Here is a 23,246-nt window from a genome sequence, read left to right as displayed (position 1 = left end):
TCAGTTGGATATCGGTTCGATAATCAGACCATCCACACCGTAAGAGAGTATCGTCTCAAGTGCTTTTATTTTCTGAACGATATCATTGTTGGGATTAGCGAGCAGTAGCGAATAGTAAATGTTACATTTATATTTGAAACTAGACATTTGTTTGATACAATTGCACTGGGAAGGTGTTGATATGGGAGCAAATAATACTATACTTAGTCGTATCTTTACAAGAAATACTTTCAACGAATGGGTTTCAAGTGAGGAGACTCCCGTAATTATTCAGGGAGTTCAAAAGTATCTAAGCAATCCAAACTTAAAAAATAGGAATGTAATCTCGGAACTATATGATATTATGCAAAAATCTTATAGAAATGAGTATATATACAAAAACACTTTATTAAATAAGATTTTATTAGGAAGGCACAGTATAAATACATCAACAGCACTTACTGAGGTCCCAATAGAAAAGTCAAAAGCGGACTTTATTGTAATTAATGGTAAAGCAATGGTATATGAAATAAAGACGGAGCTTGATAATTTAGACAGATTAGAAGGTCAGTTGAGCGATTATTACAAAGCATTTGATAATGTCTGTGTGGTAACAAGTGATTCATATTACAATGATGTTTTAGATCTACTCAAAGATACTAGTGTCGGGATATGTACACTCACATCGAGAAAAACAATTAGTACTAAAAAAGAACCAGAACCTAATAAATCATTATTGAATCACATTTCAATGTTTAAGATCCTCAGAAAGAATGAATACGAGCAGGTTTTGTTAAAATACTACGGAGACCTGCCAAAGACGACACAAGTGAAGTATTATAAAGAGTGCTTAAAGTTATTTTGCGAAATAGAATTAGATATTGCTTATAAATATATGTTAACAGAACTAAAAAAGCGGAGTAAATTATTTCAACATGAATTTCATTCAGTACCTTATGAGATAAAGTGGCTAGTATACTTTTCGGAATATAAACCCCATGATTATGCTGAACTCGAAAAGTTTCTTAATAAAGATTTCAGGGGGTAACTATGTACTTTCCATACTTTAGAGGAAGACAATTTGAGTTGATAGCTTTGAGAGAACTACTTGATTTAAAAGTCATGCATGAAAAGATCGTTCCCATTATAGAGCCAGTTAAACTGTCTTCCACACTTACAAAAACGTTAGCTATGTTTCTTAATGAGCACAGAGAGATTGCTGTAATTCATAATCCTCAGGTGGGTAGTTTTAAATTAGAGGTAGCAAAAGAGAGTTCTTTGAAAGAAATATATATCTCACAGTTAGAAAATACTCTGATAATTAAATCACATTTAATAAACAGAAAGTCGGAAACAGAAATCTTAGAATTGAATACATTTGGTGTAATGCCACAAGATCTACTTACACTTACTTTAGACGTGGATAATCTAGAATACTTTGAAAGATTATTTGATAATTCTTGCGGAAGACTTAACATAATTCCTGATGAAAGACAACTAAAAAGAAGTGTGACGAATAACAAAGTTTTAATAGAAGATAGTTTTATAAAACAAACTAAAAACTCAGACTACAAAGACAAACCGGATGAATTTTTTTCTGACAATCACTTGTATTTTAATGAAGAAGGATATGTAGGTTTCTCTGATTATTCGGTAGTTGGAAATATCTATTCAGAATCGGGCTTCGCTCCTTATGCAGTGGCAATTCATATTGTTTACTTTGATACAAAGAAAAATCTTCGTATCATGCATTTTGTTTCCGATTCAAATGATGACATTCAAGATCCTGGCGGAAAGTTTTATGAGGCAGTTCGAAAGCTTTACGTCTGGAGCGAAGAAAACACAATTAGAACATATGGGCTCAATGAACTGGTTAAGCATTACCGAAATCAAACATATCCTGGTTTGGGAACAGTGAAAAAGTTATCTATTATGCATCATATGGAATTAATGAGTCAATACTTCCGTGGAGAGATTTAATATGAAATGTTGTGTAGAGTGTTTCATTGACATAGAAATTAAATCAAGAATCACAGGGCTTAAGCAAGTAGGCAATTGTAATATTTGCGAGGCGGAGAATGTATTTGTATATGATACTCATCTCTTAAGTGATGACTTTGAGGCATTACTTGACACCTATAAACCAGAATCGATATTACCTGACACTTTTCCCAAAGAACTATTAAAGCTACTCAAGGATGAATTGGTAGAGAATTGGAACATTTTTAATTTAGATTCAGATAGAGTTGATAAGCTTATCAAGGTAATATGCCAATCAAAGTATAAGGAAGAACCAGAACTTTTTGAACAGAAGATAGGTATTAGTCAAAAATGTGATCCTCAATACTTAGAGCAGTATTCACTACTTGGTAAATATAGCTGGGAAAGTTTTGCTGAATCAATTAAACTAAAAAATCGCTTCCATAGTAAGCAACTTAATACTTCTGTCTTCCTTGATTTCTTAAACTACTTAAGGAAACCGTACAAAAAAGGTTCGGTGTTTTATCGTGCAAGAATTTCAAATAGCAGTATGGGATATCGGAAAGAAGAAATGTTTGCTCCCCAGCCTGGGCAAGCTTCGGCTGGACGTGTAAACCCAGAAGGAATTAGCTACTTGTATCTTGGCAGTGACAAAACAACTACATTAAATGAGGTTAGAGCTGGACTTCATGACTTTGTAAGCATCGCAACCTTTAAATTAAATCAGGATATTGATGTTGTTGACTTAACAAGAATTGATAAAATTAGCGCGTTTTCAAGATTAAATCCTACACAACATGCAGTTAATAGAACACATTTAGTAAAGATGAGTAGAGATATTGCAAAACCATTAAGGCGTCAGGATAGTCACTTAGAATATTTGCCGACGCAGTATTTATGTGAATTTATTAAGATGAGTAGATTCAATGACGGTACTGAATGTAGTGGTATTGAGTATGGAAGTACAATGAGTAAAGAGGGATACAATATCGCAATGTTCAATAGTGAATTATTCGAATGTATTGAAGTAGACGTATATGATGTACAAGGACTAAAATATACAGTAGATCCCAGTTTGTAATACAAAGAAAGGCACCCAGTAGGGTGTCTTTTCAATTCGCCGTTAGAGTGATACGCTGAGCCGTATCACAAATAAAGGAGATAGAAAAACTGCAAAAGAGTGACTCCTCACAACTTTTGCAGTTTTTCTATTTATGAAATATTAAATTTTGAAGGAACAGTTTGTTCAGTAAACTCATAGCTTCTTTCAAGTGGATCGATACTTGCATGAAGTTGAAATTTACATATAAATTTAACTTCTTTATCGCTCAAAGGAGTGAATTCAACATTTGATAGAAAGTTCGTATATTTCTTTATATTAATAAAAGAACTTAGTCTTAAAGAATCGGTACTTTGTATCCTATTTAATTTAAATTCTTTTTGAACTGAATGAATGAAATCACTTAATTCTGCACTTATAAAAGGATTAAGATCAATTTTTATACTATCGCACGCTTTATCTATAGATGTCAGTAAATCTCTGTATTGTTGTTCTAACCTTTCTTCAGTGAGTGTTTTTGAAGAGAGCAATTCATTTTCTAATTCAACTAAAGAAGATTTATTATTTTCATCTATTTTAAAGAAGTCACCATTATAATTGAAATAATAGTTTTCTAATACACCGTATCTTAGAACAAAAATATTAGCTACTTCAAAAGCCCTAATTATTTTATCCATTTTTCCGACTACTGTATGAATTTCTTTGAGTTTAGAAAGCATATGTGTTTGAAATACACCTAAGTAATTCATTATTCCTAATAAAATTATTTTTCTTTTTTTGTTTATATCATGTTCTCGTGTTATTTTATCAATGATTAACAATAGAGTTTCATTTTTAATGTTTAAGCCAATAATTTCAGTAATTATAGTATCGAGATTAGTTAATAAAGAACCTATTAATCTCATTAAGTCAGAATCTAATCCTTCTTTTGCTAAAAATTCAATTACTTTAACATTTGAAGTTATTGTTTGTTTTACTTTACCATCAAATATTACGTCATAATCGACTATAGCACGAGCATCAATAGATAAACTTTTAGCCAATCGATAAAAAGCATCTACTTCATCTTTTCCTCCAACATCTATAACTGAAACGCCTCTAGCATCTATATCTATACCACGTATTTCTTGTAACTTGTTTATAAATATCTTATCAGTATATCCTTCTACAAATACTGGTTTTGGGGAAAAGTAAAATTGATTATGATAAGAATTTATTCTGGGCAGTACCTTATTAATTCTATAGTTATCTTCTTCATCTAAATCACTAATCCATGTAGGACGTGTAAAAGGATTAAAAATAATTAGTTTCTTTAAATCTTTAGTATTAGAAATATCTAAAAAATAAGGTGAATGAGTGATTATTATGAATAATTTTTTTGTTGAATCTTCGATTGGATTACCAGCGATTCTTTTTATTTCAGATAATAAAAATTTTTGATACTGTGGGTGTAAATGTAACTCGGGTTCATCTAGAATAATACAATTGTATTCATCGTCATAAATAAATGTAAGTAGACTAAGTAGTTCTTTTAAACCATGACTTTCATGTTTTGTTAATTCGTATGTTACTCCATTATTCATAGATTGCAAATACGGTTTTAGAAAACCACCTTCTTCTCTTAATTCTAACGATCTATTAAAGTATTGTGATAATACTGCTTCTATCCTTATTTTAATATTTAATTTTTCACTTAATACTAACCAAGCATCAGCTGCTAATCCATAATCTGCCCCATAGGTTTTTATATCTTGTTTATTTGATAAGTTAAAACCTTGACTTAAAGGTGAACCATGAGTGAAGTAATGATAAGATTGTTTTTCTAATCCTGATAATCTTTCAGCATTTAAGTATCGAATTTTTAAATTCTGCCTATGTAAATTGTTTTTAATTTGTTCTGCAAACAATGATTTTCCAGAACCATTTGGACCCACTAGATAAGTTATATCTGAGATGTTATCTTTTTCAATAGACTCGCCGTTCCACATATATGGAATTGAGACATTTAATTGGATATTCATTGAATAACTCCTCTCGTTAATTAACTTAATTCTAATTATATAGTAAAAAATCAAGTAATCACTAAGTAGTTGGAAAATCTCACTTACATCCACGACGGTGAACCGCATCACAAATAGGGTGAATTGGTAGTATATACATTTTTGTGTGGAAGTAAAACATATTTGGATCTACATACCTTGTTAGAGGATAATAATGAATTATGTCGAATAGAGTAACAAATAAAAACTAGAGTATATATTACAAATGGGGTGAGTTTAATTTGATAGTTGGATTACTCTGTAGGCACTATAAAATATACCAAGGGTTGTACTTTATACCTATTTGCGATGATTATGAAACTCCTTTTTCATTATTCATAGGAAATAACGCAGTAGGTAAAAGTTCAGTGCTGGAGAGCTTAAATACCTTTTTTAATAATACCAATTGGAATAGAACAAAAGGGACAAAAGCTGATGAGACATATATAGCTCCAGTTTTTTTATTGAAAAAGAATGATTTACAAGGGAATATAGATAATATTGTATATCAAAAACTGGACTTGATTAGTCAATACTTTTGGGCTGTAACAGAAGAAGCTAATTCTAATCTCAAGAGTAATGAAGAGTTTAAAAAGTTTTTTCAAATTAGGGACGAGTTAAAACATAGATATGGGGAAAATGATTACTTATTTTTCTTGTTAGGGTTGCGATACCAAGATAAAACTGAAGTATATTTTAGCACTTTCGACGACGATATAATCAAAAAATTAAAAAGCCATAACTTGAATTTTAAGGATATTGAATTAATTAATGAAATAAAAAAATACCTCACATACATTTACATTCCAATAGAGTCAATTACTAGTGAAATAATTAAAATAGAAAATAAAGAGATGCAGGCATTAATGAGCACGGATATTCTAGAAGAAATTGATAAAATTTTGGATGAGAGAAATATACCAAAAGGTAATCGTACTACAAGCTTAATCGACTATTTAAATTCAAACTTAGATGAATATATGAACAAAATTAATGACACAATCAGTAGAATTGATGAAAGCTATGCATATAGAGTTGAACAGGGATACAAGAAAAATTTAAGACCATCCGATGTAAGAAACAAGATTTTAGAAGCTTACTTTTCGATAAGAACTCTAAAAAAGGATAAAAAAGAGATACATGAACTCAGTTCGGGGGAACAAAGAATTGCGTTGATTGATATAGCCACAGCTTTCTTAAATAATACGTCAAGTAGTAATAAAAGAAAAACTATTGTAGCTATTGATGAACCAGAAAGCTCATTGCATATATCAAAAGCGTTTAAACAGTTCGAGAGATTACAGAGTCTTGTTCAAGAAAATGTTCAGTTAATTCTAACAAGTCATTGGTATGGGTCGTTACCTTTCACTACTACCGGAAATTTAAATTATATAGAGTTGAAATCCGATAGCAGAATAAATATTAGTACATATGATTTGAATAATTATTTCGAAAAAAGAGGATCATTACCTGAAGATGTACAAATTAAGAGTTACTTTGATCTAACCTCAGCAATCTTGAGTTCCATGAGATCAGAAAATACAAATTGGATAATTTGTGAGGGAAGTGATGATAAGCTCTACTTAAGTCATTATTTATCCTCATCTATAGCCAATTTGAAGATACTATGTGTTGGTGGATGTAGTAATGTTATAAAGTTATACAAATATTTATATACTCCTTTTCAAGAAAAGGATGAGAAAAAAGCAGTTAATAGTAAAATATTATGTTTGATTGACACAGATGATGTTGTTTATGATCTTGAAATAAACAGTGAAGTGAAAGGTAAGTTAAAACTAGCTAGAATACAACCTGAAAGAGCCGGCCAATTGAAATTAATGTCAGTGAAGAAAAGTGGGTTTTATTATTCTACTGAGATGGAAGATTGTTTAAAGCCCAAAAAATATTACGAATCAATAAAAGATGTTATTGGAAAAAGCGATAATGAAAATTTATTAGAATTATTTAAAAAATTTAGTTATAAAGAGGGTTCTACATATTCTAGAATTAAAAATGAAGAAAACTCTATTCTTGAGCCTTTAGAACTAATTAAGTATGAAGATAAAAAACCACTATTTGATTTCTTAGACGACCACCATACTAAATATCTTATTGCTCAAAATTATACGGGCAGAGAAATGGAACAACAACCTTTACTATTTACATTGATTAGTCAATATTTTAACGAAACCAATTGATACTTAAGTGCCAAATGAGGGGAGCCCCAGAAAAGGGATTCTCCTCTTTTATTGTCCCCTATTATTACGGGAGATCAAAACCTTAGTTAATGGTAAAAAATACAAAGCGGTGGTTGTTGAATTTAAAAATTATTTACAGAATTGCTATGTTGAGGATTATACAGTAAGACTAACGGATGATGTCACTGCTTCAGGTGATGGAAAAATCGGCCATATGATTGAATAATTAAATAAGAACTAAATAAATCCCTTTTCCCTAAAGATTATATATGATATGAAAGTCCTTTTTAAATATTTTGCCGATAGACCCGTAAAGGAGAAAACGTATCATAAGTAGGTCAAAATATAGCTAGTAGGCTTCTTGCAAGGAATTATAAAACTTCGGGCCTTAACATTCATTTCCCTTTACATTAGGTATGTTTTACAATATAAATTTAAAAATGATCAATCCAATAAATCTGTATTATTTCTAAATTTCTGAAGGGGAGAGAAGATGAATTGAAGAATTAAATTGTTTTCAAAACAATGTTAAAAAGGGATACTATGGTATTGGTCATTCAAGAGTTCTGTACTATGAAAATAGAGTGTTTTTACGGCATCAAGCTGCTTTAAATAACGTTTCCGCCAGCTCATTTTTGATGCTTTAGTCTGCCCGCGAAAGAATAGATATTTATATCATCTCTTTTTACAAGTATCTTCACCGAAGTTAATTCACCTAAATCGCCAATACCCCGTTAAGCTGAACCTACCACAAAAAAATTATTTTTAAAACTTTTTAAAGCTGCTTTGCAGGAAAATACGGTTCCAGAATGGAATTCGTTGGTGATAAGTTGGTGGTATTGAGGAAGTCATACATGTTAGATTTAACCTTGAAGCAGCACCTCGAAAGACAGGAGGGAAATAAGATTATAGAAAAGTACGGAAATGACAAAGAGCGTTTTCTAAAAGACATAATGAATTTGATGGTGCCAATAGAGGGTGGATCCGTTGAACTGCGTGATTATATCAATATGAATAAATGGCTTAGTTCGGATTACACGTTATCAGACCCTGGAAGTGGAAGTAATAGAAAGGTTATTACATGGACGGAAACGATTGAACCTTTCTATGTAATGAAGTATCCGGTAACACAGCATTTGTATCATTTTGTACTGAACGAAGAAGAAGTAGAACCGAATGTGTGTAACCTCCCAATTACGGAAGTTTCGTGGATAGATTCGCTTGTCTTTTGTAACAAATTGTCCAGAATGCTTGGCAGGACTGAATGCTACAATATCGACAGTGAAAGTAAGAACACGATATATAACAACAAGGCGAATGGCTTTCGTTTGCTATCAGACGCCGAATGGCAGTATGCATGTAAAGCGGGAACCACGGGATATCGGTATGCAGCAATTGATCAAATCGCATGGTATCTAAAAAACTCCCATGGATCAGCTCAACATGTCGGAAAGCTGCTGCCTAATCCCTGGGGGCTTTACGATATGATCGGAAATGTGTGGGAATGGTGCTGGGACCTATATGATACTAATCGATATGGGAATTATAGGGTCTTCCGCGGAGGCAGTTGGGCTGAGGTTGAAAACAATTGTGGTTCAACGGTCAGAAGGAAAAGCATGCCTGAATTCAAGATAGATGACCTTGGTTTTAGAATAGCACTTACAAAACCTTGAGAACACGAGATCTAGAGAATACGATAACACACATACTAAACACATTTTCTCTAAAAAGGAGGCTAATATGAACGAGACGACAGTTGATTTGCAGTTATTAGAGAATTTGAAGCCGGAGTTAACATCGTATTGCTACAGAATGCTTGGATCTATCGAGGACGCGGACGATGCTGTCCAGGAGACTAGCATACGTGTATGGCAAAGCTGGAACTCATTCAGGCAAGAATCCTCGTTTAAAACATGGGTTTACCGTATCGCAACTAACTTATGTCTGGATAAACTAAGACAAGCTAAACGCCGTATCCTTCCCGTTGATCTGTCAGATCCTGCGACCTCTATTATAGAACCCAGGGAAACGCTGCCTGACTCTTCATGGATATGGCTTGCTCCTGACTTTGGGGAGAATCCTGAAGATGCCCTCATTCGCAGAGACACCCTGCAGCTCTGCTTCATAGCTATCTTACAAGCCTTACCGCCCCGTCAACGTGCTGTGCTTATTTTGAAAGACGTATTTGAGTGGACCTCCAAGCAAATTTCTGAAACACTAGGCATGTCGCCAGCGGCCGTTAACAGCGCTCTACAAAGAGCAAGAGAGACGATGGACCGGACCAAACTGCGTTCCGATGAGCTCAGCCGAATGGATGCTGAGCCTGATCACGAGCTGCTGTCCCGGTATGTGGATGCTTTTGAGAAATTTGATATCGATGCGCTTGTTGCATTATTCCATGAGGAAGGCTGTATGTCCATGCCTCCATTCCCGATGTGGATACGCGGCAAGGACGATTTGTTCAAGTTCTTCTCACTGACTCGCTGGCATTGCGAGGGTTCCCGCTTTCAGCCGGTAGCTGTGAACGGAGGTTATCCCGCATTAGCACAGTATGCACCGAATCCTGAAGATACATCCATCCTGATTCCTTGGGGGATTCACGTTCTCGAAGTCAAGGATCAAAAAATACTCCATGTTCAAAATTTTATTAACACCAAATTATTTTCTCGATTTGGGCTGCCGGAGCAAATTCACCGATGAATTTTGAATTCGACTGACGTCTATATTATTGAGAATCAAAATAACGATGATATTAAGAGAGGTGTCGTTCAAAATGGAAACAAGCAAATCGACAAAAGTAACCGTTCAGGCAGTAGTAAAAGCGCCAATTGAACAAGTATGGAGCTATTGGACAGAGCCGAAGCACATCACGAAATGGAATCAAGCATCCGAGGATTGGCATGCGCCGAGGGCGGAGAATGATTTGCGAGCTGGTGGAAAGTTTCTAACTAGAATGGAAGCGAAGGATGGAAGCATGGGGTTTGATTTCTTTGGGGTATATGATGAAGTACAGCAGCATGAGCTGATTTCATACACCATAGAGGATGGAAGAAAGGTCGAGATCACCTTCGAGGATCTAGGCGGCGAAACGAAGGTTGTTGAAACTTTTGACGCTGAAAGCACCCATCCCGTCGAATTCCAGCAAGCGGGCTGGCAAGCGATAATGGACAATTTCAAACAATACACAGAAGAAGGGGTGCAAGGATGACTGTAAAACTAACCCCTTATATAACACTGGAGGGAACCGCAAGGGAAGCTATTCAGTTTTATGAACAAACAATAGGGGCAAAGGTTCTCTCGATTATTACTTACGGAGAAATGCCGGAAATGCCAAATACGTTTAATGATGAACTAAAGAATCTCATAGCGCATGCAAAGTTACAAGTAGGTGAGACGGAACTTATGTTTTCTGATGCTCCAGGAGGTCTGAATATAATAGACGGAAAACGGGTTACCATCTGCATTACAACAAACGATGTGGAAAAATCAAAACAAATTTATGAAGCCCTACGGCAAGACGGGCAAGTCAATATCCCTTTTCAGGAAGAGTCTTTTAGTCCTGGTTTTGGTGATGTAACGGACAAATACGGCGTCACCTTTCAAATTTTTACGGAAATTCAAAACTAAATGAAGAATAAAGAACTGTCCCAAGGTGAGCAGTAACAAGTGAATAGGATATAACTATAAAAGGCACCGAATTTGGGTGTCTTTTTCGTTCACTCTATAAAGGTAATTAGAAGCCCTTAACACATCACAACGTGCTAAGGATTATTTAAATTTGATCTTTCAATTGGTATGAACACAACCACTTACATCATCGCTGTTTCCCGAATAGATGCTCCATTTGGCGGAAATGATAGGTAAACCATCATTGAAAGATGCAAGTATTATCTACCTAATTCGTACCTAAACATGACAATTCAAAGGGAGTGAATGTATATGCAGGAAGAAGAAATTATACTTGAAATTCAAAAAACATCTACGCCCATTAAGACGATGGAAGATCTACATATGGTCGTACAAGCCATTGGTGATATCGAGATTGTTATGCAAGGTGCTCAATCAACCGCTTGGACATCGGGCAATTGACGTTGTTTACCACCCGAAATTTGAGTGTGGTAACTATGTGCCATCCATACTCCCAAGCCGGTATGATGCTTTTATCTATGTAGATCAGTCGCGAACACTGGAACCGCTTAGGCAGCCTGTTCTATAAATGGGCACTATGGTTTAGTTTCTTTAAATTTCGCCCTAATTTGCAATTTGTTCGTAATACTAATAAATGTCCACTTGCCATCTAACTATTGTCTACTACGAAGAGTTGAAATTCCGATTATGATTAGATTATTAACGATGGGAGGTTGTGGACAATGATGGCTCAAGGTTTGAAAAGAGTATTATTTTGCATGGCATTAGGATTGGGGTTAATTACTTTCTCAAGTGTGATATGTGCGGCTGCAGATACTATAGAAGATATAGACAATAAGGCGGCGATTTATAGTTTACGTCTGGTTGAAAGCGATTACAAAGGGCCGTTAATACAGGTAAGACGATCAAGCGACAATGCAGTAGAGGATATTTACAGTGCTGCTAATGGTGAATTGGCCATCGATGCATTGTTGAAATTTGTAGGAAACTCAAACGGTCATGTCGCGGTATGGTATGACCAGAGCGGGAATGGAGCTGATGCGGTGCAAGCCGTTTCCAATCTTCAGCCGCTGATTGTAAGTGAAGGAGCAGCTCAGTATGTGGATGGCAGGCTAGCCATTTACTTTGATGAGTACAATGAACTGTCTCTAAGCTCGATCAATACGCCTGCTCCGCTTTCAATTAACTTGGTAGGAAGAACAACGTTCGGAAATGGCAGCCGTTTTATATTTGATCCTAATGGCGCTGAAGTCTACCGTTGGAATGTTGCTCCTGCAGTCAGTGAACTTCGAGCAGGCAATGCTGGTCATCTGATACAGGCCTCGGGTCTTGATTTTCGAGAAAGCTTCGTAAGCACCAGCATCATTAATGGTTCTTCTTCCTCCATTTCATTGAATGGCGATGTTGTTCTCGGCAATATGGGGACAGCAGGACTTACATCTGCTGCAACCATCGGAAGCAATGCGATAGGAGTCGGACTGGTAGGATATATGCAAGAGGTGCTTGTATTCGCTGACGCATTGACTTCGGCGGAACGATCCGCCATTGAGGCCAATCAAATCGAACAATATTTGACGCCAGGTAAAGTTAGAAAACTAAAAGCCGCCGTATCCGGCAATCAAGTGAATATAAATTGGGCAGCGCCTATCTCCTCTTTTACCTTGGTCACCAACTATAGAGTCGAGTATAAGCTTTCCTCTTCGGATACATGGCAGCTGCATAACACAACAACTTCCAGATCGGCCATTGTGTCGGGACTGGATGCGAATCAACGGTATGATTTTCGAGTTCGGGCCGTTAATAGTTATGGCGCAGGACTTTCATCCGATGTATTATCTCGCAAACTTGGCGGTTCCTGGGGGAAGATTGCGGATGACTCCGCTCAATCTAATGTGCTGGCTTCAACCCTGATGTTTCCGGGAATTCCGAACAGTAATTTTATGTCCGCCTATACAGCGCTGCCATTAGAAACAGAAATGGGATTTCAGGAAGAAGATATCCGGCTTCAACTGCAGCGTATGAAATCGATCGGTATAAATGCGGTGCAAATCAGCTTTTTCGGCGCTGACACGTTAAGCGGTTCCAAGTTTCTTCCTATGAATGCATGGAGAAATCGTACTGATGGTCAAATTTACGAGGACTATGACCGCTTAATTTCATTAATTGAGGAAGAAGGACTATATTTCTATCCTCTCATTGAAACGTCAAGCACAATGCCCTTCTATTTGGATTTTGGCGTAAATAATGAAAACATAGTTAATAGAATTGGTTACTGGGCGGAACGCTGGGGAGATTCCCCGAGCTGGCTTAAGCTGTACAATCAAGATGGCGAGGCGAAACAGGTTGTATCCTTTATTGAATCCATAAAAATAGGGACATATTCGGCCAACTTTTTTAAAGACAATCTTACAAATATAGCGGAAGCTGTTGCAGAGCATTACGACATTGAAATTGGTTTTGCTCTGGATCCGACAAGACTGCCAAAAGAAACGGAGGGCGGATTGCTGCCGGGCGCATATGGACCGAGACCTGCGGATCTAGCTAATAATGAGTACGTTCTGTTAATCCATCCTTGGGAAATAACAGTTGATGGAAGCAGTGACGAAGCAAGAACGCGATGGGCTACAAAATTATTGAAGACATGGAATGATGCGGGGTTTCCGACAGCTTCCTTTGTTATTGCAGGTTACGATTCGACCAATGTATTCCCTGACAGCGATGTATATGGTAAAACACCGCAATGGCTGGAATTGCAGAAAACACTGGCTACATCGGGGCTGGGTTCGGCAGGAATCACCTTTGGTCCGTGGAATGGATGGACAGAATGGTTCCATATTACAACATCCAGAGGGAGTACAGGCGATACCAACCTGAATTGGGCAATGGAAAGTATTCGCATTAATCAGCAGCGCGCGAGCACCAAGCCTGGATTTGTAGAAAATTTAGCGGGAACAGGAGCAAGTTCAAGTCTCAAACTGACTTGGCATGCACCGATTTCTGATGGAGGAAGCGAGATTACCGATTATAAGATTGCTTACAGGGTAAGCGGCAGCGGCACTTGGTATGAATGGGCTGATGGCGTCTCGCCAATAACCGGGGCCACTATTACGGGACTTGCTGCCAACACGCTCTATGAAGTTCAAGTTAAGGCAGTCAATGTTAACGGAGATAGCGAAGGTATTACAGTCGTTCAACTAAGTACATTGTAGATGCAAACCAATTGGGCAGCTAAACACTTTCTCTAGCAGCATGTCATAGGATCGCATGACAGGAAAGCTATAATTAGCTAGTTTTAGTATGTTACTATATAAGAAAAAAATAGAATGGGGATATCCCATTGAGAAAAGCTATCCTTAATATGTCACTCTCCAACAAAATTGTGGCCATGGTATTTACCATGGTCATGATTCCTGTTTTTTTGATAAGCTGGTTTTTTTTCAGAGAAATGCAGCATTCGATTAGGCAGGAAGTAAGCTCGAACTATGTTCATTTTGTAGAACAGTATGCAGTAAATTTGAATTACAAATTGGAGATATACAAAAATTTGTTGCAAACATTATCATCTAATCAAAACTTTCAAACAATTATGCAACAGCAATATCAGTATGATACCAAAGATTTAGTCTATATTAGTAATTTTTTTACATCGGAAATGAAAAATGTTATCTTTTCTGACTATCCGGAGATTTACAATATTATGTTCTACGCCGAGAGTCCGCAATTTCCGAGAGATGGCAGGCATATTGCCAATCTTGAAGCTATGGAGGAGGAGCATTGGTATTCCGATGCTCTATCAACCTTAATGTTGGAATCTCTAGTTTTTGACTATCAAACATTAGGATTGAAGAAGAAAATTGTTTCTTTTACCAGTCCAATGAAAGATTTGAGCGATGGCACTTACAACCGCACGTTGGCTTTGATCAAGATTGATGTTGACGCCGCTCTGATCTTTGAGGAAAGCCTTGTAACGAATTATTCCAGTGATTATCAGTTTGCCATTAGAGATGGCAAAAATAATATTTTATTTGCTTCACATGAGCAATTTACTGCTCAGCTTGACAACGATACTATGCAGAATAGAGACGCGATTGTGCATTTGACATCAGGAGAGGTTCTAATAAGGAAGCCCGTTGAAAAATTGAATGGAGAGGTTCTTTTTCTATTTCCTGATTTTGAAATCGAACAAAAAACGAAAGCCGTTTTTAGTAAGGTTGTCACATATGTCATCGCCATCATTATTTTTACATTTGTGATGAGCTATTTGATGTCTCTCATATTAATGAAGCGCTTGCGACGTTTTATAAGAAAGATGGATAGTGTTAAGGAAGGAAAGCTGGAAATAACCGAATATATTGAAGGCAGAGATGAAATTGCCATTATCGACAGCCAGTTTAATACCATGGTGCGGAGACTGAATGAAGTCATTCAAGAGAATTATATTCAAGGGCTGTACAAGAAAAGAGCAGAATTGTCTGTTTTGCAAAATCAAATTAACCCGCATTTCCTGTTTAATACGCTGGAATCAATTAATTCCATGGCTTCGATTATGGAAGCCCGGGAAATCAGCGCAGTTACGGAGAGTCTGGGAGATATGCTGCGTTATAGCATTAATATAAGCGACAGTCTAGTTCCGTTAAGCAATGAGCTTAATAATATTGTCCACTATGTAAATATTCAAAATGTACGCTTCGATGACCGGTTTTTGCTCTCTATTCAGATTGCGGAGCATCTGCAGAATGTCAAGGTGCTGAAGCTTATTTTGCAGCCCATTGTTGAAAATGCAATACTCCATGCTTTTCGTGGAAGAAGAGGCGTCGGTCGAATTGAAGTGACGGCGGAGCAGCAGGACGGGCAGTTAAGGCTTGTTATTTCTGATAATGGCATAGGCATGTCTTCGGAGGTTTTACAGCATCTGAATAATACGCTTGCTTCCAGTGAACATCACAGCGACAGTATTGGACTGCACAATGTTCATTCCAGGGTTCATCTGACCTTTGGTCAGCAATACGGGGTACAGATTGAGAGTGTGCCAGGCGTCGGAACGAAAGTCGCAATAGTCATGCCATTTGCAAAATAGGAGAGGACAGCTATGTATAAGGTGCTTATTGTAGATGACGAAAAGTGGATTCGCAAGGGGATCGTGCATAAATTGCAGCAAATAAATGTTCCGTATGAATGGGTGAAAGAGGCTGCTGACGGCAGTATGGCGATGGATATCATTCAGGAAGAATGTCCCGATATTATTATTACAGATGTCAAAATGGATGATGTAGACGGTATTTCCTTGATCAGGCTAGTTAGGGAAGCGGGACTGGATGTGCGGTTTATGATCATCAGCGGCCATGCTGAATTTGAATACGCCGAGCAAGCGTTAAATATGGGGGTAATGGGTTATTTATTAAAGCCGATCAAGGAGGAACAATTCCGATCTATATTTGCTAATCTTTGTGAAGATGTGAAGAAAGGCAAGGAGAGGCAGCAGTCAGAAGCTAAGCGGGAGATACAAATGAAGAAGACCAAGCAGCTGATAGAGGAGCAAGTACTCAATCATGCTTTGTCTCAGAACAAGACCAAGAGTGAAGAATATTTTCCTAGCGATCTGCTTGCAGAGTGGGAGCATACAGCTGCTCCGTTACCAGAGTATTTTCAACTTTTCGATCGTCCCAATATGCAATATACGCTTGTCATCGTTCATATTGATCGAACGAATTACAGTGGTGAACGATTTAAATATCAGGATTTGGGTTTGATGAAATTCGCGATTAAAAATATTTCAGAAACCTTGTTAATGGACAGGCAATTTTTGATCGGAAATAATTTGAAGGACCAAAATCAGGTTCACATACTACTGCAATTCGCACAAAAAGATGGGCACACAGCGCAAATTGAGCAATTTATTTTCCGCCTGTTTACAACCGTGACCAAGCTGTTGAAAATAACGGTTACCATCGGAATCAGCTCGACTTTGCCGCAGGTTTCAGAAGAATTGTACAAACAAGCCCGCGCAGCATTGGATTTGAGGTTTATTAAAGGGAATCATAACGTATTTTATGCCAAGGATGTATCTATGTCCTCACGTATAGATATTCCGATAGAGCAGCTCAGCCTGCTCAGCAAAGCAATCGAGCTATCGGATTTCAAAAATGTCGAAGTTATTTTATTAGAGCTGCTATCCAACAAAAAGCTTAAGGACGCTTCATTATTAGATTTTCGTTTGATTTACATGGAGATTATTCGGACTTTGATGCGATTATGCTCTCAGCAGCAATTGGAGCTGCCAGATTCGATTGATTTTGATTTTATGAATATGGATTTGGTGCAGCACTTTGATCGCACGGAAGATCTAGTGCAATATTTACTAACAACCATTGTCACCTTGGTCAAGCCGGAACATCGGCTGCCTATGGACTGCAGCGCAATTGTTCAGAACATTAGAGGCTATATGCAGGCCAATTACGCTGACAATTTAACCGTGAAGGAGCTGTCCAGAAAGTTCGCCATTAACTCTAACTATTTGTCAACCTTGTACAAGGCGGAAGCAGGCATTACTTTTGTCAAGGAACTAACGGGCATTAGGATGGAGAAGGCTCAGCAATTGCTGCAGCTTACTGGAATGTCTATTGCGCAAATTGCCCTAAGTGTGGGATTTGAGGACGTTCATTACTTTCACCGCAAGTTTAAGCAAATGTATGGGATTACACCGCTTGAATATCGGAATCAAGCAGCCAAATAAAGAAATGGAACCCCGGGATTGTCGATTTTAGAATCGATTTGAATCGGGTTCCTTTTTTTTATATCAAATCTGATAGAAAACGTATGAGTTTCGTCCAATACACAGCAAAGATTAATCCATTATGCAACTATCCAGAAAATTTTATGATAGATACATTAACACTTTAGAGAGGGCGATACTGATGTTTAACGGTTTGGAATTACATCCTAATAATTTGTGGAAGTTATCAAATGCAAGATCGAGATCCATTTCTCCTGAGAATCCTACAGGCGAAGTTGCAGGCGGAGCCAAAGCTGAAGCTGACCCGAATGGTCCCGCGAGAGAGCTTGGATTGGGGTGGAAATGCAGGCCTTGCGTATGGGTAAAACCTGGGGAGACGCTGGTTTTAGCGGATATTCAAGATGAGGGTGCCATTCAAAGTATTTGGTTTGCTGGCACAATAGGAAGAGATTTTATTTTACGGATTTATTGGGATGACTGCGAGCAGCCGTCAGTAGAGTGTCCGCTTTCGGATTTTTTTGCAACTCCGTTCGCATTTATGGATCCGGCTGTGCCGACCAAGGGGCCATTCGCCCAAATCAGTTCAATGATGGTGGCGGTTAATCCGAACCGAGGCATGAACTGCTTCTGGGAAATGCCTTTTCGAAAACGCTGCTACATGACACTGGAGAATATTCATCCTTCTCAGGATCAGGTTATTTATTATCAGATCAATTACACGCTTACTGATGTGCCGGATGATGCAGCATACTTCCATGCTCAGTTCCGGCGGCAAAATCCGTTGCCTTATGGAGAAGTGTACACGATTGTGGATGGAATTGAGGGCCAGGGGCAATATGTGGGCACTTCCATGGGCTGGGGAATTAATAACAACGGATGGTGGGGAGAAGGGGAAATCAAATTTTATCTCGATGGCGATGAGCAATTTCCTACCATTTGCGGTACGGGTACCGAAGATTATTTTGGCGGGGCATTCAATTGGGATGTAGATGGGCAATACCGGACTTATACAACGCCTTATATGGGTATGCATCAGGTACTAACTCCGGATGGGTTGTATCAATCCCAACACCGGCACGCTATGTACCGTTGGCATGTTGTCGACCCGATTCGCTTTCAGAATGATTTGAAGGTTACTATACAGGCTTTGGGGTGGCGGGACTCGGGACGTTTTTATCCCGGAACGCATGATATTAGTTCGGTTGCATATTGGTATCAGGCAAAGCCAGCTAAGAAATTCCCTGTCTTTCCAACACGTAATCAGGTAGAGATAGTATGATCTTGAAGAGGATATGGAGGTACAAATATTTATATTTATTTTTATTTCCGGCCTTGATCTATTACTTTATCTTTGCCTACATTCCCATGTATGGTGTCACATTGGGGTTTAAACACTTTCAGTTTAATAAAACCATGTGGGAGCTTCCTTGGGCGGGGTGGAAATACCTGGATCAGTTCGTTAACTACTATAAGTTTTGGGATTTGATCCGTAATACGCTTGTCATTAGCTTTTTGAAGTTAATGTTTGGCTTCCCAGCTGCATTAGGGCTGGCACTGCTGCTGAATGAAATAAGAAACCGATGGTTCAAACGTGTCATTCAAACAGTATCATATCTACCCTTTTTCGTATCCTGGGTTGTGATTATCACCCTGTTCTCGAAAATATTATCTCCGAATGCAGGTCCAATCAATGAACTGAAAGTCAAATTGTTTGGCGGAGATCCCATTTTCTTTATTGGAGATCCATCATGGTTCTATTCGATTGTGGTCATGTCGGACATATGGAAGCATGTAGGGTGGAACACAATTATTTTTTTGGCTGCAATATCCGCGATCAATCCCGATCTATATGAGGCTGCCAGCATGGATGGCGCCAAGCGCTTCCAGCGCATGTGGTACATCACGCTGCCAAGTCTCAAGCCGATTATCGGAATATTGCTCATATTGTCTATGGGAGGGCTAATGAGTGCAGGCTACGAGCAGATTTATTTAATGCGGCAGCCAAGCAACTTATCCGTGTCCGAAATATTGGATACGTACATTATCCATATGGGCCTTAGGCAAGGGTATTACAGTCTGGCTACAGTAGCAGGCTTATTTCAAGGCGTAGTTTCTTTGATCATTATTTTCACGGCTAATACGATCTCTAGGCGTGCGACGGGTGTTTCCTTATGGTAAACATTCAAGGAAGGGAGGTCTTACGCTAATTGTTCTACAAAGAAACGTTAGGTGAAAAATGGTTTACCCTGTGCAATTATGTCTTTCTTATCTTATTTGGATGCAGCACCGTGTATTTGTTTTATTACATCTTCGTGCTTTCTTTTAATGATGGGATTGACGCTTTGAGAGGCGGTATTTATTTCTGGCCGAGAGAATTTACACTGGCCAATTATGCGACTGCTTTTGGCAATCCCAATATAATAAGTGCATTTCAGCTTTCATTGCTTCGCACAGGGACAGGAACCATTTTATCGGTTATGCTGACTTCTATGGCGGCTTATGCGCTTCTTAACAAGGAGCTGCCCGGAAGGAAATACATTATTTTCTATTGCTTTTTTACGACCTTATTTAGCGGCGGAATTATTCCGTTATATATGCTGTATAAACAAATCGGCCTGATCAATTCCATCTGGATTTACATTATTCCGGGCATGTACAGCTTCTTTAATATCATCATTATTCGAACCTATTTTGAGAATATTCCCTACAGCCTGTCGGAGTCTGCCAAAATAGACGGCGCAAGCGATTTGCGTATTTTCTTTCAAATCTATTTGCCGCTGGCCAAGCCTGTTTTGGCGACCATAGCCCTGTTTGTGGCGGTAGCGCATTGGAATGATTGGGTGACGGGAGCCTTTTTTGTGAATGATCCCAATATGATTCCTGCAGCAACGCTGCTGCAAAAAGTGCTTGCGGAAACATCGTTTGAAGCGAATGCAATGCAGCAAAGCATGAATTCCGACTTGATGGCCAGAGCAGTATCCAATACAACACCTGAGGCGTTAAGGATGGCTTTTGTTATCATCGTTACAATTCCGGTTATATGTGTGTATCCATTTTTGCAAAAGTATTTTGTAAATGGTGTTATGATAGGCTCGATTAAAGAGTAATAAAGTACAATTATTTTGAGGGGGCATTGGACGATGAACATTTGGCTTAAGAAAAGTTTCTCGCTTTGTATGATTCTATTGCTTTGTTCAGTTGCTGTAATGGGTTGTGCGGGAACAGATAATGGAGCTTCCCCAACTGTCTCGCCTAAGACGAATGCAGAAAGCGGCGGCAGCAGTGACGATAAACCGGAAGAGGTCACGTTGAAGCTGTTGGTTGCCTGGCAAGGCCTGTCCTTCTTGGCGCCTTCCGATCTTGTAAATAATCCTGTTGCCCAAGTTATTAAAGAAAAGACAGGGGTTACGCTTGACGTCGAGTGGATTACAATTCCTGAAATTGAGCGTTTGAATTTATTGTTTGCTACCGGCAACATGCCGGATATGGTGATGGCTCCTTATTGGGGAGGACAGGATGTGCATACGGTTGCGATCAAAAAGGCGGCCCGAGAAGGGTTGATCATGCCGCTTAACGATCTGATTAATCAGTATGGACCCAATATGAAGGATGCTTTTACTGTCGGTGTGGCTTCTGACTTCAGTGAAAACGATTTGGAGGATGCATCATTTAATGGCGAGCACTATTTCCTTCCTATGCACACTCCTTTGAGTCCTGATGACACGACGCAGTGGGCGTACAATGTATTCGTTAGAAAAGATATACTCGAAGCATTGAATGTTAAACCATCCGATATTCGTCATTCCGAAGATCTGTATCCGTTGCTGCAGAAAATTAAAGAAGGTGATTTCAAAGATACTGCAGGGCGTCCCGTTATTCCGTCGGGTGCATGGCAGAACGGCTGGAATTACTCTTCTATGCTAAATTCATTCTCTGAAAATAATTTTACTGCTTTCACAAAAATTGACGGCGAATACCGTCACGGCATCTTCTCGGAGTTGACTGACAAGCGAGTATTATTTATGAGAAAGCTGGTGTCAGAAGGTCTATTTGATCCAGAAGCATTCCGCCAAAACGATACGGTCGCCAAAGAGAAAATGGCAACAGGGCGAGTAGCTATGGTTAGCGCACACTATCCTCACATGAATACGGTTTTAAGCCAGTCTTTATATGTGGATCATCCGGAAATGGAATATGTACCTGTAGGACCGATTGTGGATGCAAACGGTGAAAATACGATGGTGGAGTCTAAAGTATTGAAAGGACAATCCGGCGTGCCTGGACTATTTATTACAAGTGACAGCAAAAATGCGGAAGCGGCGATGCGCTACTTAAACTTTATCAACAGTGAGGAAGGCAAACTCCTGGCGTATTTAGGAATTGAGGGCGAGCATTGGACGATGGATGCGAACGGACAACCGAAGCACACGGAACAGTTCTTGTCCAACGCCAAAAACGACCCGAGTTATGCAGTTAATCAGGGGATTGGAAGCGTCTATACGTTAGGTGTATATGGTTTGCCGAATCGTATGTTCACAGCAGCCGGCGATACAGCAGATATTGACGGGTTGTATGAGACAGCGAAGAATATATACGGTTTGACAGTAGTGGACGGTTATCGCTTAAGTTATTTCAATGATGAATATCCGGAATTTGATAAGATTCAAATGTTGCTGGATAGCAATACCCAGCGTGACATCATCGAGAGCGCCTTTTTTGCTGGAAATGATGAGAAGGCACTCCAGATTTTGAATGACTACCGCGAACAATTGATCAAGGGCGGCATTCAGGAATATGAGGCGTTTATGAACGAAAAAGCCAAAACCAGAGACGATATTATTCATTAATCTGCCTTTCTATCATGTTATCTCAATTCTCATCTGGTACTCTCAAGGAGAACGTCCATCACGGGCGCTCTCCTTTTACAGTTTAATCCTCCATTACAGTTGTTTATTGCCTGATGTATAACATCTTCTCTTCCCGTAAACGCTGAAAATATTCTATTTAACGAAATGCGGAATTCGGGGGGATAGTACATGCTAATCGGAAGTCACGTATCTATGGGCGGCAAGGAGATGTTGCTTAAAGCCAGCAAAGAGGCTGCTTCTTACGGAGCGAATACATTCCTGATATACACCGGTGCTCCACAAAATACGAAACGAAAACCGATCTCTGATTACAAGATTTCAGAGGGGCATGCGCATATGAAAGAGCATGGAATCAGCAATATTGTTGTTCACGCTCCTTTCCTAGTCAATCTGGCAAACTCCGTGAACAATCAAGTGATTCCAAGAATGAACGCGGCTCCCATAAAGATCGGCACGAGAATATCGGACATGGGTTCATAGGTCTGCATGCCTTGGACTATATTGTTCACCATCCTCAACTTTCTAATCTACCCAAACTGCTTGAAACCCCATCTATAGGACCTATTAAATACAAAAACCCTCCGTATAAACATGAAATTGCTTTACTGAGAAGAGAATTAACAGAACCAATAGAAAAGTAGCAGACTGTTGAAAAATAATTCTAACGAAGCTGACAAGCGTTATTTCAACGAAAATAGCTCATTTTAGATTGTAACGAAGCGTATCAGCTCTATGTGTGAA

Annotated in this window: 18 protein-coding genes and 1 pseudogene; 18 read left to right on the top strand and 1 reads right to left on the bottom strand. The window is 38.5% G+C overall.

The window, feature by feature from the left end; translation table 11 throughout:
• Positions 1 to 181: 181 nt before the first annotated feature.
• The 3 genes from ACRRU2_RS08920 to ACRRU2_RS08910 are packed head-to-tail and all read left to right on the top strand — an operon-like array spanning position 182 to position 3,040.
• Positions 182 to 1,027, top strand: a complete 846-nt coding sequence (locus ACRRU2_RS08920) for a sce7726 family protein (protein ID WP_432500870.1) — start codon at positions 182 to 184, stop codon at positions 1,025 to 1,027.
• A gap of 2 nt (positions 1,028 to 1,029) precedes the next feature.
• Positions 1,030 to 1,959, top strand: coding sequence for a sce7725 family protein (locus ACRRU2_RS08915; RefSeq protein ID WP_432500868.1), 930 nt, complete (start codon positions 1,030 to 1,032; stop codon positions 1,957 to 1,959).
• A gap of 1 nt (position 1,960) precedes the next feature.
• The gene (locus tag ACRRU2_RS08910) at positions 1,961 to 3,040 is read left to right on the top strand and encodes an RES family NAD+ phosphorylase (protein WP_432500866.1); all 1,080 of its coding nucleotides are present in this window, start codon (positions 1,961 to 1,963) and stop codon (positions 3,038 to 3,040) included.
• Positions 3,041 to 3,171: 131 nt separating this feature from the next.
• Here ACRRU2_RS08910 and ACRRU2_RS08905 read toward each other — a convergent pair whose 3' ends face one another.
• Positions 3,172 to 5,040 carry an ATP-dependent nuclease gene (locus ACRRU2_RS08905; RefSeq protein WP_432500864.1) on the bottom strand — a complete coding sequence of 623 codons (1,869 nt, stop codon included), beginning with the start codon at positions 5,038 to 5,040 and terminating at the stop codon, positions 3,172 to 3,174.
• Between the two features lie 260 nt (positions 5,041 to 5,300).
• On the opposite strand from ACRRU2_RS08905, the gene ACRRU2_RS08900 reads away from it, so the two are divergent.
• From ACRRU2_RS08900 to ACRRU2_RS08830, 15 genes and pseudogenes are all read left to right on the top strand, one after another.
• Entirely contained in the window at positions 5,301 to 7,256 is a 1,956-nt protein-coding gene (locus ACRRU2_RS08900) for an ATP-dependent nuclease (protein WP_432500862.1), read from the top strand.
• 962 nt (positions 7,257 to 8,218) lie between these two features.
• Positions 8,219 to 8,929, top strand: a complete 711-nt coding sequence (locus ACRRU2_RS08895) for a formylglycine-generating enzyme family protein (protein ID WP_432500946.1) — start codon at positions 8,219 to 8,221, stop codon at positions 8,927 to 8,929.
• Positions 8,930 to 8,972: 43 nt separating this feature from the next.
• The gene (locus tag ACRRU2_RS08890) at positions 8,973 to 9,956 is read left to right on the top strand and encodes a sigma-70 family RNA polymerase sigma factor (RefSeq protein ID WP_432500944.1); all 984 of its coding nucleotides are present in this window, start codon (positions 8,973 to 8,975) and stop codon (positions 9,954 to 9,956) included.
• A gap of 73 nt (positions 9,957 to 10,029) precedes the next feature.
• Positions 10,030 to 10,464 (top strand): SRPBCC family protein, encoded by a 435-nt coding sequence (locus ACRRU2_RS08885; RefSeq protein ID WP_432500859.1) that lies wholly within the window; start codon positions 10,030 to 10,032, stop codon positions 10,462 to 10,464.
• Positions 10,461 to 10,883 (top strand): VOC family protein, encoded by a 423-nt coding sequence (locus tag ACRRU2_RS08880; protein ID WP_432500857.1) that lies wholly within the window; start codon positions 10,461 to 10,463, stop codon positions 10,881 to 10,883. The genes ACRRU2_RS08885 and ACRRU2_RS08880 overlap by 4 nt, the downstream gene beginning before the upstream one ends.
• Positions 10,884 to 11,195: 312 nt before the next feature.
• The gene (locus ACRRU2_RS08875; RefSeq protein WP_432500950.1) at positions 11,196 to 11,345 is read left to right on the top strand and encodes a hypothetical protein; all 150 of its coding nucleotides are present in this window, start codon (positions 11,196 to 11,198) and stop codon (positions 11,343 to 11,345) included.
• Positions 11,287 to 11,472, top strand: a complete 186-nt coding sequence (locus tag ACRRU2_RS08870) for an erythromycin esterase family protein (RefSeq protein WP_432500941.1) — start codon at positions 11,287 to 11,289, stop codon at positions 11,470 to 11,472. The genes ACRRU2_RS08875 and ACRRU2_RS08870 overlap by 59 nt, the downstream gene beginning before the upstream one ends.
• A gap of 154 nt (positions 11,473 to 11,626) precedes the next feature.
• Positions 11,627 to 14,113 (top strand): fibronectin type III domain-containing protein, encoded by a 2,487-nt coding sequence (locus ACRRU2_RS08865; RefSeq protein ID WP_432500854.1) that lies wholly within the window; start codon positions 11,627 to 11,629, stop codon positions 14,111 to 14,113.
• 128 nt (positions 14,114 to 14,241) lie between these two features.
• Complete coding sequence (locus ACRRU2_RS08860) at positions 14,242 to 15,981, top strand: sensor histidine kinase (RefSeq protein WP_432500852.1); 1,740 nt, start codon at positions 14,242 to 14,244, stop codon at positions 15,979 to 15,981.
• A gap of 12 nt (positions 15,982 to 15,993) precedes the next feature.
• Positions 15,994 to 17,637, top strand: coding sequence for a response regulator transcription factor (locus tag ACRRU2_RS08855; RefSeq protein ID WP_331697497.1), 1,644 nt, complete (start codon positions 15,994 to 15,996; stop codon positions 17,635 to 17,637).
• Positions 17,638 to 17,818: 181 nt separating this feature from the next.
• Entirely contained in the window at positions 17,819 to 18,916 is a 1,098-nt protein-coding gene (locus tag ACRRU2_RS08850) for a glycoside hydrolase family 172 protein (protein ID WP_432500849.1), read from the top strand.
• Positions 18,917 to 18,918: 2 nt separating this feature from the next.
• On the top strand, positions 18,919 to 19,815 hold the full coding sequence (locus ACRRU2_RS08845; protein WP_432500846.1) for an ABC transporter permease: 897 nt from the start codon (positions 18,919 to 18,921) through the stop codon (positions 19,813 to 19,815).
• A 29-nt stretch (positions 19,816 to 19,844) separates the two neighbouring features.
• Positions 19,845 to 20,744: a carbohydrate ABC transporter permease gene (locus tag ACRRU2_RS08840; protein ID WP_331697494.1), complete on the top strand. Its 900-nt coding sequence runs from the start codon at positions 19,845 to 19,847 to the stop codon at positions 20,742 to 20,744.
• 33 nt (positions 20,745 to 20,777) lie between these two features.
• Positions 20,778 to 22,484 carry an extracellular solute-binding protein gene (locus tag ACRRU2_RS08835; protein WP_432500843.1) on the top strand — a complete coding sequence of 569 codons (1,707 nt, stop codon included), beginning with the start codon at positions 20,778 to 20,780 and terminating at the stop codon, positions 22,482 to 22,484.
• Between the two features lie 189 nt (positions 22,485 to 22,673).
• A pseudogene (locus ACRRU2_RS08830) lies at positions 22,674 to 23,146 on the top strand (hypothetical protein).
• Positions 23,147 to 23,246: the final 100 nt, after the last annotated feature.

It is taken from the genome of Paenibacillus sp. GXUN7292 (assembly GCF_050864975.1).
Taxonomy (GTDB): Bacteria; Bacillota; Bacilli; order Paenibacillales; family Paenibacillaceae; genus Pristimantibacillus.
Note: the sequence above shows the minus strand (reverse complement) of the source record. Positions and strands in the feature narration are given on the sequence as shown.